The following is a 14,629-nucleotide window of genomic DNA, read 5'->3' as shown; positions in this document are numbered from 1 at the left end:
TGCAAGAGGGCCGCTGGCCTCCGGGCCCGGTATGACTGTGTCCCCCTGTCGAAGGCATGACCTGGGGGGTGGTGTCACCGGGCTCGTGAGGTGTCGTCGGAGACGCTGATGAGAGGTCCGGCCACCACCCGGTCCGGCGCAATGCCGGACAGCTCGCGGGCGGCAGGTCTGCATAACGTGGATGCGCGCGTACGACACCTCCGCCAAGGCCGGCACGCTCAACACCCCGGAAAGGGCGCGATGTTCGACACCGAAGACGTGGGCGTGTTCCTCGGCCTGGACGTCGGCAAGAGCGCCCATCACGGACACGGGCTGACTCCGGCCGGCAAGAAGGTCTTCGACAAGCAGCTGCCCAACAGCGAGCCGAAACTGCGGGCGGTGTTCGACAAGCTGGCCGCGAAGTTCGGCACCGTCCTGGTCATCGTGGACCAGCCCGCATCCATCGGAGCCCTCCCGCTCACGGTCGCCCGGGACGCGGGCTGCAAGGTCGCCTACCTGCCCGGACTCGCGATGCGGCGGATCGCCGACCTGTATCCGGGCGAGGCCAAGACCGACGCGAAGGACGCCGCGGTCATCGCGGACGCAGCCCGCACCATCCCGCACACCCTGCGCTCACTGGAGCTCACCGACGAGATCACCGCCGAACTCACGGTCCTCGTCGGCTTCGACCAGGACCTCGCCGCCGAGGCCACCCGCACCAGCAACCGGATACGCGGCCTGCTCACCCAGTTCCACCCGTCGCTGGAACGCGTCCTGGGCCCCCGCCTCGACCACCAGGCCGTCACCTGGCTGCTGGAACGCCACGGCTCCCCGCAGTCGTTGCGGAAAGCCGGCCGCCGCAGACTCGTCGAGCTCATCCGGCCCAAGGCCCCGCGCATGGCCCAGCGGCTGATCGACGACGTCTTCGACGCGCTCGACGAGCAGACCGTCGTGGTCCCCGGGACCGGCACCCTCGACATCGTCGTGCCCTCCCTGGCCGCCTCGCTCGCCGCCGTCCACACCCAGCGCCGGGCCCTGGAAGCCCAGATCAACGCCCTGCTGGAGGCCCACCCTCTTTCCCCGGTCCTGACGTCGATGCCCGGCGTCGGCGTCAGGACCGCCGCCGTCCTGCTGGTCACCGTCGGCGACGGCACCAGCTTCCCCACCGCCGCCCACCTCGCCTCCTACGCCGGCCTCGCCCCGACCACGAAGTCGTCCGGCACCTCGATCCACGGCGAACACGCCCCACGAGGCGGAAACCGCCAGCTCAAACGCGCCATGTTCCTCTCCGCCTTCGCCTGCATGAACGCCGACCCCGCCTCCCGCACCTACTACGACCGCCAGCGAACCCGCGGCAAAACCCACACCCAGGCCCTCCTCCGCCTCGCCCGCCAACGCATCAGCGTCCTGTTCGCCATGCTCCGCGACGGCACCTTCTACGAACCCCGCACCCCCGCGGACGTCGAACTCGCCGCATGACCCCAGCAAGCCCCAATCACCCCAAACCCGACAGGGGCGCCTTGACGAAGGACATAGAGGCACCCCCCCCGAACCGCCTTGCGGACCAGGCCCGTTGCCCAACGCCGAGCGGCGAGGTCGGCGGGGCTGGCTACCCTTCCCCCATGGCCACCACCCAAGACTTCGCCACGTACATCGCGGGGCTGCCCCGCATCCTCGCCGGCGCCGCCGTCCTGTTCCGCGACGAGCAGGGGCGGGTGCTGCTCGTCGAGCCGAACTACCGGGAGGGCTGGGCGTTGCCCGGCGGCACGGTCGAGTCGGACGACGGCGAGACCCCGAGGCAGGGCGCCCGCCGGGAGACGGCGGAGGAGATCGGCCTCGACCGTGAGCCGGGCCGGCTGCTCGCGGTGGACTGGGTGCAGGGTTCGGGCCATCCGCCGGGGGTGGCGTACCTGTACGACGGCGGCGTCCTGACCGACGCCGACCTCAAGGCGATCCGCCTCCAGGAGGAGGAACTCCTCTCCTGGCGCCTGGTCCCCCACGAAGACCTCCCCACCCACCTCTCCGGCTCCCTGGCCGGCCGCGTCCTGACCGCCCTGCACGTCCTCACCACCAACAAGGGCACAGCAGAACTAGAAAACGGCCACCAAGTCCCCTGACACCCCAAAGAGCCAACACCGGTCCCGGCAACGCCGCAAAAGGGGCGCGGGACTGTATCAATCTGCGGCTCCGCCGCGCGGGCGCGACCAGCCGACCCGGCAGAGCCAACACCGGTCCCAGCAACGCCGGAAAGGGGCGCGGGGAACTGCGCGACCAGCCACGATGGCGCCGCACCCGCCCACGGCGAACACCCCCCACCCCCGTAGGCGCCCCCGTCACCTGCCGCCAGGCCCTCGCGGGGAACTGCGCGACCAGCCACAACGGCGCCGCACCCGCCCACGGCGAACACCCCCCACCCCCGTGGGCGCCCCGTCACCTGCCGTCAGAACAACGCCGCCCCGCCCTCGAAATCAAGCAGTCGCCGCTTACGGGCAAGCCCACCCCCATACCCCGTGAGCCCACCCCCCGCCCCGACCACCCGATGACACGGCACGATGATGCTGACCGGATTCTTCCCGTTGGCAAGGCCGACCGCCCGGGACGCCCCGGGATTGCCGAGCGCATCGGCAAGCTGCCCGTAGGACCGCGTCTCGCCATAGGGAATCGCAAGCAGCTGCTCCCACACGGCCCGCTGGAACGGCGTTCCACGCAACCGGAGTTGAAGCGAGAACTCCTTCAACTCCCCGGCGAAATAGGCCGCCAGCTGCTCCAGGGCCTGCCCGAACCCCGAACCGTCGCGCGGCCCGAACGTCTCCAGGGGCGGCAGATGCCGCTGATCGGTCATATAGAGCCCGCACAGAACCCCGTCGTCGGCGACGAGCGTCAGCGGACCGTACGGACTGTCCATCAGGGTGTGCTGCCTAGACATCGAATGCCCCTACTCAGGAAGGAAGTTGATCGGGTGGCTGCCGGTCGCCCACAGGTACTGGACGGCATACGCCCGCCAGGGCCGCCACCCCGCCGCCCGCCCCGTGAGCGCCGCGGGCGTGGACGGCAGCCCCAACTCCCGCGCAGCTTGCCGGACTCCGAGGTCGGTGGGGAGGAATGCGTCGGGGTCACCGAGGGCCCGCATGGCGATGACGTCGACCGTCCAGGGCCCGAACCCGGGCAGCGCCAGGAGCCGGGCACGGGTCTCGGCCCAGTCGCTGTCGGGCCCCAAGTGGAGCGACCCGTCGGCGAGTTGGCTCACCAGGGTGGTGAAGGTGGTGCGACGGGTGCGGGGCATCGCGAGGGACTCGGGGTCGAGCCCGGCCAGCGCCCGCGCCGTCGGGAAGAGATGGGTGAGGCCGCCCTCGGGATCGTCGACGGGCTCACCGTGAGCGGTGACGAGACGGCCCGCGTGGGTGCGCGCGGCCGCCGTGGAGACCTGCTGCCCCAGGACCGCCCGCACGGCGAACTCCTCCTCGTCGACCGTGCGCGGCACCCGCCGCCCGGGCGCCTTGTCGACCAGGGGCGCGAGCACCGGATCGGCACGGAGCTGCTCGTCGATCGCGACCGGATCGGCGTCGAGGTCGAGCATCCGGCGGCAGCGGCTGGTGGCGACGGTCAGATCACGCAGGTCACTGAGGGTGAGGCGGCAGGCGATGTGGTCCGGGCGGGGCGTGAGCGCGACGATGCCGTGGCCGTAGGGCAGGCGGAGGGTGCGGCGGTAGGCACCGGCCCGCCACTCCTCCACGCCGGGGGTGGCGGTGGCGACGAGGTGGCCGAAGAGGTTGTCCGGGGTGAGCGGGGCGCGGAAGGGCAGGCGGAGGGTGAGCGTGCCCGGGGTGGTGGGGGCCGCCGGGTGACTCTTCGCCGTTCGGGTGGCGCGGGTGCGCAGGTCGCTGGGGGTGAGGGCGAAGACCTCGCGGACGGTGTCGTTGAAGGTGCGGATGGAGGCGAAGCCGGACGCGAAGGCGACGTCGGCCATCGGGAGCGGCGTCGTCTCGATCAACACCCGTGCGGTCTGGGCGCGTTGGGCGCGGGCCAGGGCGAGGGGACCGGCACCGAGTTCGGCGAGCAGCTGGCGTTCGGTCTGCCGGGTGCTGTAGCCGAGGCGGGCGGCGAGGCCGGGAACGCCCTCACGGTCCACGACGCCGTCGGCGATCAGCCGCATCGCCCTCGCGACCAGGTCGGCGCGCTGGTTCCACTCCGGGGAACCGGGGCTGGTGTCGGGCCGACAGCGTTTGCAGGCCCGGAACCCGGCGCTCTGGCAGGCCGCCGCGCTCGGGTAGAACGTCAGGTTCTCGGGCTTGGGCGGCACGACGGGGCAGCTGGGCCGGCAGTAGATGCGGGTGGTCAGGACCGCCGTGAAGAACCAGCCGTCGAAGCGGGCGTCCTTGGACCGGACGGCCCGTACGCAGCGCTCGGTGTCGGTGTGCATCCCGTTCTGCATGCGTCCAGCATCGACGATCCGACGGTCCCGGGCTGGCGAGAATCCGACATCGACCTCATGTGCCCTGCACCTGTCCGAATCCGACCGGACACACCCCCTCCGCCGAAACACCGACCACCCACCGGACGTCCCCGCGACGAGACGCCCACGACCAACCGGACAGGGCACCCGCCCGCACACGGCGCCCGGCCTGACATTCCGCCCGCCCGGCCGTGACACCCACCCAACACCCCGGCCGCCCCCGACCTGACCTCAAACCCCACCAGACCTCGCCCACCCCGAGCGAACGTCATGCCCCACCAGCCCTCGGCCACCCCGACCGAACCCGACGTTCAACCAGACCTCGGCCACGTCCACCCCGACACCGCGCCCCCGCCAGCCACACCCCCCGCCCGCACATGGCGGCGCCGGTCGCGCGGCCTGACCTCGGCTCCGCGACCGGCGCCCGCTTCGGACGGCCCTGCCGCCCGGCTCAGACGGCCCTGCGGCCGGCCGATTCCTGCTGGGAGGCGAGTGCCCAGATGACGAACACGTCGATGCCCATCATGACCACCGACCACACCGGCAGATAGGGCAGGAACAGGAACTGCGCGATCAGGCTCAGCGCGACCAGGAAGATGCCGAGGAACCGCGCCCAGGTCGCGCCCTTGAGGACGCCCAGTCCTGTGATGGCGACCAGCGCGCCGAGGACGAGGTGAATCCAGCCCCAGCCGTTGAGGTTCAGCTCGTAGACGTAGCCGCCGACGCGGCCGTAGACGGAGTCGGAGGAGAGCGCGGAGATGCCTTCGAGCACGGCGAGGACGCCGCTGCACAGCATCAGGACCCCGGCGAAGACGACACCGCCGTTGACCCAGCCGCTGCCACCGTGCCGGGGTGGCTCCGGGGCTCTCCGCGCGCCGCCCGACCACGACCCTTCACTGCCGTCGGTCGGTGTTCCGGGCGGTCGCGTCGCATGCTGCGTCATGGCAGTGATCCTTTCGGCTGCCCCCGCTGTCGACTGCCTCCGAGCCTTGGCCCGCCGGACCCGCACGGCCATTTCGGTTACGCCGATCGGGTGACATGACCCTCTTGACGCGACGCGAACTCCCATGCCAGCTTTTTATCGATACAAACAGCCTCCCGCACGCACGCATCCGAAGCCGAGGCAGCGCCGGTTCCCGGTCTGCCGGAGGGGGATTTCCGCATGCCCACCAGCGCCGTCGCCGCCACCGCCGTCATCAACCTCGACATCGAGGGGCCGACGATCAGCCGTCATCTGTACGGCCACTTCGCCGAGCATCTCGGGCGCTGTGTCTACGGCGGTTTCTGGGTCGGGGAGGACTCGCCCATCCCGAACGAGGGCGGCATCCGGCTCGACGTCGTCGAGGCGCTGCGGGCGCTGAACATCCCCAACCTCCGCTGGCCGGGCGGCTGTTTCGCCGACGAGTACCACTGGCGGGACGGCATCGGGCCGCGCGAGGAGCGGCCCCGGATGGTCAACACGCACTGGGGGAACGTCGAGGAGAACAACCACTTCGGCACGCACGAGTTCCTGGCGCTGTGCGAACTCCTCGGCGCGGAGCCGTACATCAGCGGCAACGTCGGCAGCGGCACCGTGCGCGAGATGAGCGAGTGGGTCGAGTATCTGACCCGGGACGGCGACAGCCCGATGGTGCGGCTGCGCAAGCAGAACGGCCGGGACGCGCCGTGGCGGGTGCCGTTCTGGGGCATCGGGAACGAGACCTGGGGCTGCGGCGGCAACATGCGCGCCGAGTACTCGGCCGACCTGGCCCGGCAGTACGCGACGTACTGCCGCGACCACGGCGACAACACGCTGTACCGGATCGCGTCGGGCGCCTCCGACGACGACTACAAGTGGACCGAGACGCTGATGCGGCAGATCAGTTGCTTCGGCTGCGAGGCCACCCCGAAAAACTTCTTCCAGGCCCTCTCCGTCCACTACTACACGCTGTCGGGCCCTTGGGAGGCGAAGGGCAGCGCCACCGACTTCGACACCGACGACTACTACCGGACGATGCTGGCGGCACGCGGCGTCGACCGGATTCTCGCCGGTCACTCCGCCGTCATGGACGTCTACGACCGGGGCCGCACGGTCGGCCTGGTGCTGGACGAGTGGGGCACCTGGTGGGACGTCGAGCCGGGGACGAACCCAGGGTTCCTGTTCCAACAGAACACCCTGCGCGACGCGTTGGTGGCCAGCACCCACTTCGACATCTTCCACCGGCACGCGGCGCGGCTGTACATGGCGAACATCGCGCAGACGGTGAACGTGCTCCAGGCGATGCTGCTCACCGACGGCGACGCGTTGGTGCGGACGCCGACCTATCACGTGTTCGAGATGAACAAGGGGCACCAGGACGCCACGTCGCTCGCCGTGCACCTGCGGGCGCCCGGGGCTCGACGGGCCGTCGGGGAGGCGGAGTTGGAGACGTTGTCGGCGTCGGCCAGCGTCAAGGACGGCACGCTCCTCGTCTCGCTGACCAACCTGGACGCGGAGCGGCCCGTCGAGGTGCGGCTCGACCTGCGGGGCGGAACGGTCGGCGCGCCGAGGGCCCGCCTGCTGACGTCCGGCCGGCTCCAGGACCACAACTCCCCCGCCTCGTCGGACACGGTCGCCCCGCAGCCGTTCGACGGCCTCATGTCCACGGACGGCGGGCTGGTGTTGACGCTGCCCGCGCACTCGTTCCTCACCGTCCAGGCGGAGTTGAGCGACGTCGAACGCTGACCACGCCCCCCTGTCCTTCGCACCCGTACGGGAGACCACCGCTCATGAACCGACCTGTCCGCCCGCTCCCCGACCGCCGCTCGCGTCCGCCGATGGGCTGGAACAGCTGGGACTGCTACGGCACCACCGTCACCGAGGAAGAGGTGCTCGCCAACGCGGCTTTCCTGCACGCCGCGTTGCTGCCGCACGGCTGGGACACGGTGGTCGTGGACATCCAGTGGTACGAGCCCACCGCCCGGGCGCACGGCTACAACGCGGACGCCCCGCTGGTACTTGACGGTCACGGACGTCAACTCCCCGCGCCCAACCGGTTTCCGTCGGCGGTCGACGGTTCTGGTTTTGGACCGTTGGCGGAGCGGGTGCATGGGTGGGGGCTGCGGTTCGGGGTGCACATCATGCGGGGCATCCCGCGCCGGGCGGTGGCCGCTCGACTGCCCGTGCTGGGAACGGAGTTCACCGCCGACGAGATCGCGGACACCGGGTCGGTCTGCCCGTGGAACTCCGACAACTACGGCCTGAACCACGACCATCCGGGCGCCCAGGCCTACTACGACTCGCAGGTGGCGCAGTTCGCGGCGTGGGGCGTCGACTTCGTGAAGGCCGACGACATGCTCTTCCCCTACCACGAACGGGAGATCGCCGCCTACGCGTTGGCGATCGAGCGCAGTGGACGCCCGATCGAGCTGAGCCTCTCCCCCGGCACCGATGTCTCCGTGGCGCACCTCGGGCATCTGCGGGAGAACGCCACCATGTGGCGGGTCTGCGACGACCTGTGGGACCGGTGGGAGGACGTCGAGGCGCAGTTCGCGCGGATGGCGCGGTGGGCGCCCTGGCAGGGCGAGGGCGGCTGGGCGGACGCGGACATGCTGCCGCTCGGGCACATCGGCATCCGCGCCGAGCGTGGCGCGGACCGGATGTGCGCGCTCACCCGCGACGAGCAGATCAGCCTGCTCACGCTGTGGCTGATCTCCCGTTCCCCGCTGATGATGGGCGGCGACCTGCCCACCAGCCCGCCGGAGACCATCGAGCTGCTCACCAACGACGAGGCGCTGGAGGTCCTTTGGCACAGCACCGGCAACCGTGAGGTGCTGCGCGAGGGCGACCTCGTCCTGTGGACCGCCGAGGACACCGACGGCCGCACCCGGTACGCGGCCGTGTTCTCGCTGGCCGACGAGGCACGCCGGGTCGACGTGCCGCTCGGCTCGATCTGCGCCCGCCCCTCGGACCACGTCCGCGAACTGTGGACCCACCGCGACCTCGCGCACGACGGCCGCGGAATCACCGTCGAGCTGCCCGCCCATGGCGCCGCCCTCTACCGTCTGGGGCAGGACCAGCGGCAGGAGTGAGCGTGGCGACCATCCAGGACGTGGCCAGGGAGGCGGGGGTGTCGGCGATGACGGTGTCCAACGTCATCAACGGCCACCCGAACGTACGACCGGCCACGAAGCAACGGGTCCTGGCGGCGATGGCCCGGCTCGACTACCGGGTCAACGTCGCCGCCCGCAACCTGCGCAAGGGCCGCACCGGCACGATCGGCCTCGCCGTTCCGGAGATCGACCGCCCGTACTACGGCCGGCTGGCGTCCGCCATCATCGGCGCGGCGGCCCGGCACGGCCTGCGGGTGAGCGTCGAACAGACCGGCGCGGTGAGGGAGAACGAGCTGGAGGCGCTGTCCCTCTCCCGCAACCGGCTCTACGACGGGCTCATCCTCGCGACCGTGGGCATGGGCCCGGCCGACGTCGAGTGGCTCAGGGTGGACCACCCGCTGGTCATCCTCGGTGAGCGCATCTTCGGCGGCCCCGTCGACCACGTCGCCATGCCCAACGTGGCCGCCGCCCATGCCGCGACCCGCCATCTCGTCGAACGGGGCTGCCGCCGGGTCGCGATCGTGTGCGGCCCCCCGACGGAGGAGGTCGACGCGTCCGGCCTGCGGCTGACCGGGTACCGGCGGGCCCTGGCGGAGGCCGGTCACCCCGGTGACCCGGCGTTGGTCCGGCACGTGGAGCACCTCACCCTGGAGGGGGGCGCGCGCTGCGCGCGGGAGTGGGCGGCGGGCGGGCTCGACGTCGACGGCGTGTTCTGCGTGACCGACACGGTCGCGACGGGCGTCCTGCGCGGCCTGGCCGACGCGGGGGTGCGGGTGCCGGACGAGGTCAAGGTGATCGGCTTCGACAATGTGGAACAGAGCGCGTACACCGTTCCGTCCCTCTCCAGCGTCGACCCCGACCACGACCGGATGGCCGACCAGGCGGTGACCCTGCTGACGGCCCGCATCGAGCACCCTGAACTGGCCACGCCGCAAAGGGAGTTCGTGAGCACGTTCAGGTTGGTGGAACGGGAGTCGACGGCGTCGGGGTAGACAGGCGTGCCGGTCGGGCCCTGGGAAGGGTCACCCCCGGTGCGCGGCGAATGCCGTGTACGCCCGTTCGTCGAAGAGGACGAACGTGACCTCGGTGACCGTCGTCTCCGTAGCCCGCACGGTGTCGACGGCGATGCGGGCGGCGTCGTCCATCGGCCAGCCGTAGCTTCCGGCGGACACGGCGGGGAACGCGACGGTGCGGGCGCCGAGTCGGTCCGCGACGCGCAGGGACTCCCGGTAGCAGGAGGCGAGGAGCGCCGACCGGTCCTCCGTGCGCGAGTACACCGGGCCGACGGTGTGGATGACCCAACGGGCGTCCAGCGCACCGGCGGTGGTCGCCACCGCCTGTCCGGTGGCGAGGCCCTTGCCGTAGGGGGAGGCGCGCAGGGCGCGGCAGGCGGCGAGGATCTCGGGGCCGCCCCGGCGGTGGATGGCGCCGTCGACCCCGCCGCCGCCGAGGAGGGAGGAGTTGGCCGCGTTGACGATCGCGTCGACACGCATGCCGGTGATGTCGCCCTGGACGAGGGTGAGGGTCGTCATGCCGCGCGCAGCCTCTTCCACACGGCCTTCGCCGCGTTGTGGCCGGACATGCCGTGCACGCCGGGTCCCGGCGGGGTGGCCGACGAGCAGAGGAAGACGGCCGGGTGCGGGGTGTTGTAGGGGAACAGGGAGGGCCGGGGCCGCATCAGGGTCTGGAGGCCGGTGAAGGCGCCGGAGCCGATGTCGCCGCCGACGTAGTTGGCGTTGCGGGCGGCGAGTTCGGGGGGTCCGGCGGTCGCGCGGGCGAGGACACGGTCGCGGAACCCGGGGGCGAAGCGCTCCAGTTGGCGTTCCATGATGTCGGTGAGGTCGCCGGTCCAGCCGCTGGGGACGTGCGCGTACGCCCAGAACACCTGCTTGCCCTCGGGGGCCCGGCTCGGGTCGACGATGCTCGGCTGCACCGTGATCATGAAGGGCCGTTCGGGTGCGCGCCCGGCCCGGGAGACGTCGTGCAGGGCGGTGCCGATCTCCTCGCTGTCCGCGCCGATCTGCACGGTGGTGGCGCGGCGGGGGGCCTCGGCGGTCCAGGGCACGGGGCCGTCGAGCGCGTAGTCGATCTTGAAGACGCCGGGGCCGTAGCGGTAGTGCGCGTAGGCGCGGCCGAGTCCGGCGATGCGGGCGAGGGCGGTGGGTGAGGTGTCGAAGACGTAGGCGCGGGCGGGCGGCAGGTCGTCGAGGCGCTTGACCTCGTACTCCGTGTGGATCGCGCCGCCCAGGTCGGTGAGGTACCCGGCGAGCGCGTCGGAGATGGACTGGGAACCGCCGCGTGCCACCGGCCAGCCCCGGGCGTGTGCGGCGAGCGCGAAGACCAGGCCGATGGCGCCGGTGGCGAACCCGGAGAGCGGGGCCATGACATGGCCGACGAGCCCGGCGAACAGGGTCCGCGCCCGCTCGTCCCGGAACCGGCGGCTCAGCAGCGTCGACGGCGGCAGTCCGGTCAGTCCGAAGCGGGCCAGCGTGACCGGGTCGCGCGGGAGCGCGGTGAGCGGCAGGGACATGAAGTCGTTGACGAGGGTGTCCCACCGGGGCAGGAACGGCGCGACCAGTCTGCGGTAGGCGCCCGCGTCCCGGGGCCCGAAGGAGGCGGCCGTCTCGGCGACCGAGCGGGCCAGCACGGCGGCGGTGCCGTCGGTGAAGGGGTGCGCCATGGGCAGGTCGGCGTGCAGCCACTCCAAGCCGTACCGCTCCAGGGGAAGGGCGCGGAACGCCGGGGAGTTGATCCCGAGGGGGTGGGCGGCGGAGCAGGGGTCGTGGCGGAATCCCGGCAGGGTCAGTTCCTCGGTGCGGGCGCCGCCGCCCACCGTGTCCTGGGCCTCGAAGACGGCCACGGAGAAGCCGCGCCGGGCCAGCTCCACGGCAGCCGTCAGGCCGTTCGGCCCCGCTCCCACCACGACCGCATCGAGCATCGACGGCACCTTCGGACCCCTTACGTCAGCCGATGGCCAGTGGGATCAGGATAGGCCGGACCACTGACAACGACCGGGGCGGGTGGATCACCGGGGCGCCGGTGCGCCTGTCAGGCGCCGCCCGCGAGCAGCTCCCGCACCCGGTGCGCGGTCGCCGCGTCGCGGGCCGCGGTGAACGGCACGGTGTTGCCGCCCGTGATCCGGAACGGTTCGCCGCTCAGGGTGAGCTGGGTGCCGCCCGCCTCCTCGACCAGGAGGAGGCCGGCCGCGTGGTCCCAGGCGGCCTCCCAGGTGAACGCCGTGGCGTCCAACTCGCCCCGGGCGACGGCGAGATACTCAAGACCGGCCGAGCCGCAGGGGCGCGGTGCGACGCCGTCGACGGAGAGCGGGAGCAGGGTGCGCTTCTCCTCCTCGGTCGTGTAGTCGGGGTGGGAGGTGGCGACGCGCAGGGCGTGGCCGGGTGCGGGGGCTCCCGCGTGCAGGCGGGTGCCGTCGAGGAAGGCGCCCTGGCCCTTGAGGGCGGTGGCGAGCTGGTCGCGGGCGGGCGCGTAGGTCCAGGAGGCGAGCAGGACGCCGTGCCGGGCGAGCGCGACGAGGGTGCAGAAGCCGGTGTCGCCGTGCACGAACTGGCGGGTGCCGTCGACCGGGTCGACGATCCAGACGGGGGTGTCGCCCTGTATCGCCTGGTAGGTGGCCGGGTCGGCGTGGACCGCTTCCTCGCCGACGACGACGGAGCCGGGCAGCAGCGCGCCGAGGGCCTCGGTGAGGTACCGCTCGGCGAGCCGGTCGGCGTCCGTCACCAGGTCGTGCGGGCCGCTCTTCTGGTCGACCTCGTGCGCGGCGAGGCTGCGGAAGCGGGGCATGATCTCGGTCGCGGCGGCCTCGCGGACCGCCTTCTCCACGTCGGCCGAGTGCTGTGCGAGAAACTCTTCGATGGTTTCCGTGTGTCCGATCATGCCTCCATGAGACCACGCCCCACTGACAATCCCCTCCGGCCCGGTGCATCGCTGGTGGAATCCGGATGAACACCGGGAACCAGGGTCGGCGCCCCACCCCGCGCACCCGTGACCGGCGCCCCGGTGTCGCTTCCCCCGCTCAGCGTCCGACCGCGTACCCCTGCATGCCGCGCGGGTTGGCCGCCGCCGACAGGATGCCGGTGCGGGGGTCCCGTGCGACCGCGCACAGCCGCCCCTCCGACCAGGGGTCTCCGACGGTGACGTCGTGTCCCCGGCGGCGGAGTTCCGCGATGACGTCCGCGCCGAGCCTCGACTCGACGGTGACGCTGCCCGGGCGCATCCCGCGCGGGTAGAACGAGCTGGGGAAACTGTCGTTGTGCCAGTTCGGGGCGTCGATGGCGCCCTGGAGGTCGAGGCCGCCGCGGGCCTGTCCGAGCAGGGTGACGGCGAGCAGGAAGTGCAGCTGCCACTGGTCCTGCTGGTCGCCGCCGGGCGTGCCGAACGCCAGCACGGGCACCCCGTCGCGCAGGGCGAGGGAGGGCGTGAGGGTGGTGCGGGGGCGGCGGCCGGGGGTGAGGGAGTTGGGCAGGCCCTCCTCCAGCCAGGCCATCTGGAGCCGGCTGCCGAGCGGGAAGCCGAGTTCGGGCACGACGGGGTTGGACTGGAGCCAGCCGCCGCTGGGAGTGGCCGCGACCATGTTGCCCCAGCGGTCGACGATGTCGAGGTGGCAGGTGTCGCCCCGGGTGGCCCCGTCGGCCCCGACCTCGGGCTCGGCAACGGCGCCGGCCGTGGCGACGGTCGGCTCCCCGGCGCCCAACGGGTCGAAACCGGGTCCGCCGACGGAGATCGCGTCCGCCTGCTCGGGGAGGCGCGGGGTGCGTCCGCCGGGGCTGCCGGGGCGCAGTGCGCGGGAGGCCGTCTCGTCGACGAGGGTGCGCCGGGCCGCGTTGTAGGGCGCCGACAGCAGGTCGTCGAGGGGGACGTCGGCGGCGTCGCCGTACCAGGCCTCGCGGTCGGCCATGGCGAGCTTGCAGCCCTCGATGAGGAGGTGGACGTAGTCGGCCGAGCCATGGGCGGGCAACTCGGCCGGGAGCAGGGCGAGTTGCTGGAGGAGGGCGGGGCCCTGGCTCCACGGGCCCGCCTTGCACAGGGTCCAGCCGTGCCAGTCGTAGGTGACGGGCGCCTCGTAGGTGGCGGACCAGCCGGCGAGGTCGGCGGCGGTGAGGGTGCCGGTGTGGTGGGTGCCGGTGGTGTCGAGGGTGGGGCGGGCGGACTGGCGCAGCAGGGCCTCGGCGATGAAGCCGGTGCGCCAGACCGCGCGGGCGGCCTCGATCTGCGCCGTCCGGTCGCCCGCGTCGGCGACCTCGGCGAGCAGTCGGCGCCAGGTGTCGGCGAGGGCGGGGTTGCGCAGGAGTGCGCCGGGGCGCGGGGCGTGTCCGTCGACGAGGTAGACGTCGGCCGACGAGGTCCACTCCGTCTCGAAGAGGGTGCGCACGCTCTCCACGGTGGCGCCGACGTTCTCCACGGGCGCGTGGCCGTCCTCGGCGTACCCGATGGCGTATTCAAGGACGTCGGCGAGGGGTTTGGTGCCGTGGTCGCGCAGCAGCACCATCCAGGCGTCGAACGCGCCGGGGACGGCCGCCGCGAGCGGCCCGGTGCCGGGGACCAGGTCGAGGCCGAGGCCCCGGTAGTGGGCGACGGTGGCACCGGCGGGCGCGACGCCCTGACCGCACAGCACCCGCACCTCGCCACCGGCGGGCGCGAGCAGGATCGGTACCTCGCCCGCGGGGCCGTTGAGATGGGGCTCGACGACGTGCAGCACGAACGCACCGGCCACGGCGGCGTCGTACGCGTTCCCCCCGTCCTCCAGCACGGCCATCGCCGACTGCGAGGCGAGCCAGTGGGTGGAGGACACCATGCCGAAGGTGCCCTGGAGGGTGGGGCGGGTGGTGAACATAGGGGCTCTCATCTCGCCTTCTCACACGCCGACCGGTCTGATGACGGCAGGCTATCGATCACCTCGCGCGCGTACCTCCCCGCCTCGGAGACGAAGTGGGCTTGACAGTCAGGGGAGATGACCACGCGCGCGTGGCCGTACGCGCCCGAACTGGCGCGGAACGGACCGTTCCCGGCCGCCGATCCCGCCGGACGCCGCCCCGGCCACGCCCGTACGAGGGCCGTGGAAACACGGCGCCCCCACCCCCACGTGACCGTCCGCGCACGGAGCGAGTT

General features: G+C 72.4%; 12 protein-coding genes. 5 read left to right on the top strand and 7 right to left on the bottom strand.

The genetic code is table 11. From position 1 onward, the window contains the following. The first annotated feature begins 240 nt into the window (after window positions 1–240). Window positions 241–1,458: an IS110 family transposase gene (locus tag ACIQOU_RS06580; protein ID WP_401534408.1), complete on the top strand. Its 1,218-nt coding sequence runs from the start codon at window positions 241–243 to the stop codon at window positions 1,456–1,458. 143 nt (window positions 1,459–1,601) lie between these two features. Further along, a complete protein-coding gene (locus ACIQOU_RS06575) occupies window positions 1,602–2,096 on the top strand; it encodes an NUDIX domain-containing protein (RefSeq protein WP_401534407.1) in 495 nt (164 codons plus the stop codon). 323 nt (window positions 2,097–2,419) lie between these two features. On the opposite strand, the gene ACIQOU_RS06570 is transcribed toward ACIQOU_RS06575, so the two are convergent. The 3 genes from ACIQOU_RS06570 to ACIQOU_RS06560 form a co-directional block, all read right to left on the bottom strand. Continuing rightward, window positions 2,420–2,884: a methylated-DNA--[protein]-cysteine S-methyltransferase gene (locus tag ACIQOU_RS06570; RefSeq protein ID WP_401534406.1), complete on the bottom strand. Its 465-nt coding sequence runs from the start codon at window positions 2,882–2,884 to the stop codon at window positions 2,420–2,422. Window positions 2,885–2,914: 30 nt separating this feature from the next. Beyond that, complete coding sequence (locus tag ACIQOU_RS06565; protein ID WP_401534687.1) at window positions 2,915–4,399, bottom strand: AlkA N-terminal domain-containing protein; 1,485 nt, start codon at window positions 4,397–4,399, stop codon at window positions 2,915–2,917. 484 nt (window positions 4,400–4,883) lie between these two features. Beyond that, window positions 4,884–5,375 carry a hypothetical protein gene (locus tag ACIQOU_RS06560; RefSeq protein ID WP_401534405.1) on the bottom strand — a complete coding sequence of 164 codons (492 nt, stop codon included), beginning with the start codon at window positions 5,373–5,375 and terminating at the stop codon, window positions 4,884–4,886. A gap of 219 nt (window positions 5,376–5,594) precedes the next feature. Here ACIQOU_RS06560 and ACIQOU_RS06555 point away from each other — a divergent pair, with 219 nt between their 5' ends. From ACIQOU_RS06555 to ACIQOU_RS06545, 3 genes are read left to right on the top strand one after another with little or no spacing between them, the layout of a single operon-like run. Then, window positions 5,595–7,136 (top strand): alpha-N-arabinofuranosidase, encoded by a 1,542-nt coding sequence (locus tag ACIQOU_RS06555; protein ID WP_401534404.1) that lies wholly within the window; start codon window positions 5,595–5,597, stop codon window positions 7,134–7,136. 44 nt (window positions 7,137–7,180) lie between these two features. After that, window positions 7,181–8,482 (top strand): glycoside hydrolase family 27 protein, encoded by a 1,302-nt coding sequence (locus ACIQOU_RS06550; protein ID WP_401534403.1) that lies wholly within the window; start codon window positions 7,181–7,183, stop codon window positions 8,480–8,482. 2 nt (window positions 8,483–8,484) lie between these two features. Further along, a complete protein-coding gene (locus ACIQOU_RS06545; RefSeq protein WP_401534402.1) occupies window positions 8,485–9,495 on the top strand; it encodes a LacI family DNA-binding transcriptional regulator in 1,011 nt (336 codons plus the stop codon). Window positions 9,496–9,525: 30 nt separating this feature from the next. Here the strand turns inward: ACIQOU_RS06545 and ACIQOU_RS06540 are convergent, their stop codons facing one another. The 4 genes from ACIQOU_RS06540 to ACIQOU_RS06525 all read right to left on the bottom strand — a co-directional run bounded on the left by ACIQOU_RS06540 (window position 9,526) and on the right by ACIQOU_RS06525 (window position 14,354). After that, window positions 9,526–10,035 carry an O-acetyl-ADP-ribose deacetylase gene (locus ACIQOU_RS06540; protein ID WP_401534400.1) on the bottom strand — a complete coding sequence of 170 codons (510 nt, stop codon included), beginning with the start codon at window positions 10,033–10,035 and terminating at the stop codon, window positions 9,526–9,528. Beyond that, the gene (locus tag ACIQOU_RS06535; protein ID WP_401534398.1) at window positions 10,032–11,441 is read right to left on the bottom strand and encodes a phytoene desaturase family protein; all 1,410 of its coding nucleotides are present in this window, start codon (window positions 11,439–11,441) and stop codon (window positions 10,032–10,034) included. Before ACIQOU_RS06535 ends, ACIQOU_RS06540 begins: the two co-directional genes overlap by 4 nt. Window positions 11,442–11,551: 110 nt before the next feature. Then, window positions 11,552–12,397 carry an inositol monophosphatase family protein gene (locus ACIQOU_RS06530; RefSeq protein ID WP_401534397.1) on the bottom strand — a complete coding sequence of 282 codons (846 nt, stop codon included), beginning with the start codon at window positions 12,395–12,397 and terminating at the stop codon, window positions 11,552–11,554. A 139-nt stretch (window positions 12,398–12,536) separates the two neighbouring features. Continuing rightward, window positions 12,537–14,354: a gamma-glutamyltransferase family protein gene (locus tag ACIQOU_RS06525; RefSeq protein WP_401534395.1), complete on the bottom strand. Its 1,818-nt coding sequence runs from the start codon at window positions 14,352–14,354 to the stop codon at window positions 12,537–12,539. Window positions 14,355–14,629 lie beyond the last annotated feature (275 nt).

Source organism: Streptomyces sp. NPDC091279, from assembly GCF_044757465.1.
In the GTDB taxonomy this organism is placed as follows: Bacteria; Actinomycetota; Actinomycetes; order Streptomycetales; family Streptomycetaceae; genus Streptomyces.
This window is presented reverse-complemented; position numbering and strand designations above follow the sequence as displayed.

Coding starts and splice junctions, on each gene's coding strand:
- ACIQOU_RS06580 (WP_401534408.1), top strand. CDS start 241: ATGTTCGACACCGAAGACGTGGGCGTGTTCCTCGGCCTGGACGTCGGC.
- ACIQOU_RS06575 (WP_401534407.1), top strand. CDS start 1,602: ATGGCCACCACCCAAGACTTCGCCACGTACATCGCGGGGCTGCCCCGC.
- ACIQOU_RS06570 (WP_401534406.1), bottom strand. CDS start 2,884: ATGGACAGTCCGTACGGTCCGCTGACGCTCGTCGCCGACGACGGGGTT.
- ACIQOU_RS06565 (WP_401534687.1), bottom strand. CDS start 4,399: ATGCACACCGACACCGAGCGCTGCGTACGGGCCGTCCGGTCCAAGGAC.
- ACIQOU_RS06560 (WP_401534405.1), bottom strand. CDS start 5,375: ATGACGCAGCATGCGACGCGACCGCCCGGAACACCGACCGACGGCAGT.
- ACIQOU_RS06555 (WP_401534404.1), top strand. CDS start 5,595: ATGCCCACCAGCGCCGTCGCCGCCACCGCCGTCATCAACCTCGACATC.
- ACIQOU_RS06550 (WP_401534403.1), top strand. CDS start 7,181: ATGAACCGACCTGTCCGCCCGCTCCCCGACCGCCGCTCGCGTCCGCCG.
- ACIQOU_RS06540 (WP_401534400.1), bottom strand. CDS start 10,035: ATGACGACCCTCACCCTCGTCCAGGGCGACATCACCGGCATGCGTGTC.
- ACIQOU_RS06535 (WP_401534398.1), bottom strand. CDS start 11,441: ATGCTCGATGCGGTCGTGGTGGGAGCGGGGCCGAACGGCCTGACGGCT.
- ACIQOU_RS06530 (WP_401534397.1), bottom strand. CDS start 12,397: ATGATCGGACACACGGAAACCATCGAAGAGTTTCTCGCACAGCACTCG.
- ACIQOU_RS06525 (WP_401534395.1), bottom strand. CDS start 14,354: ATGTTCACCACCCGCCCCACCCTCCAGGGCACCTTCGGCATGGTGTCC.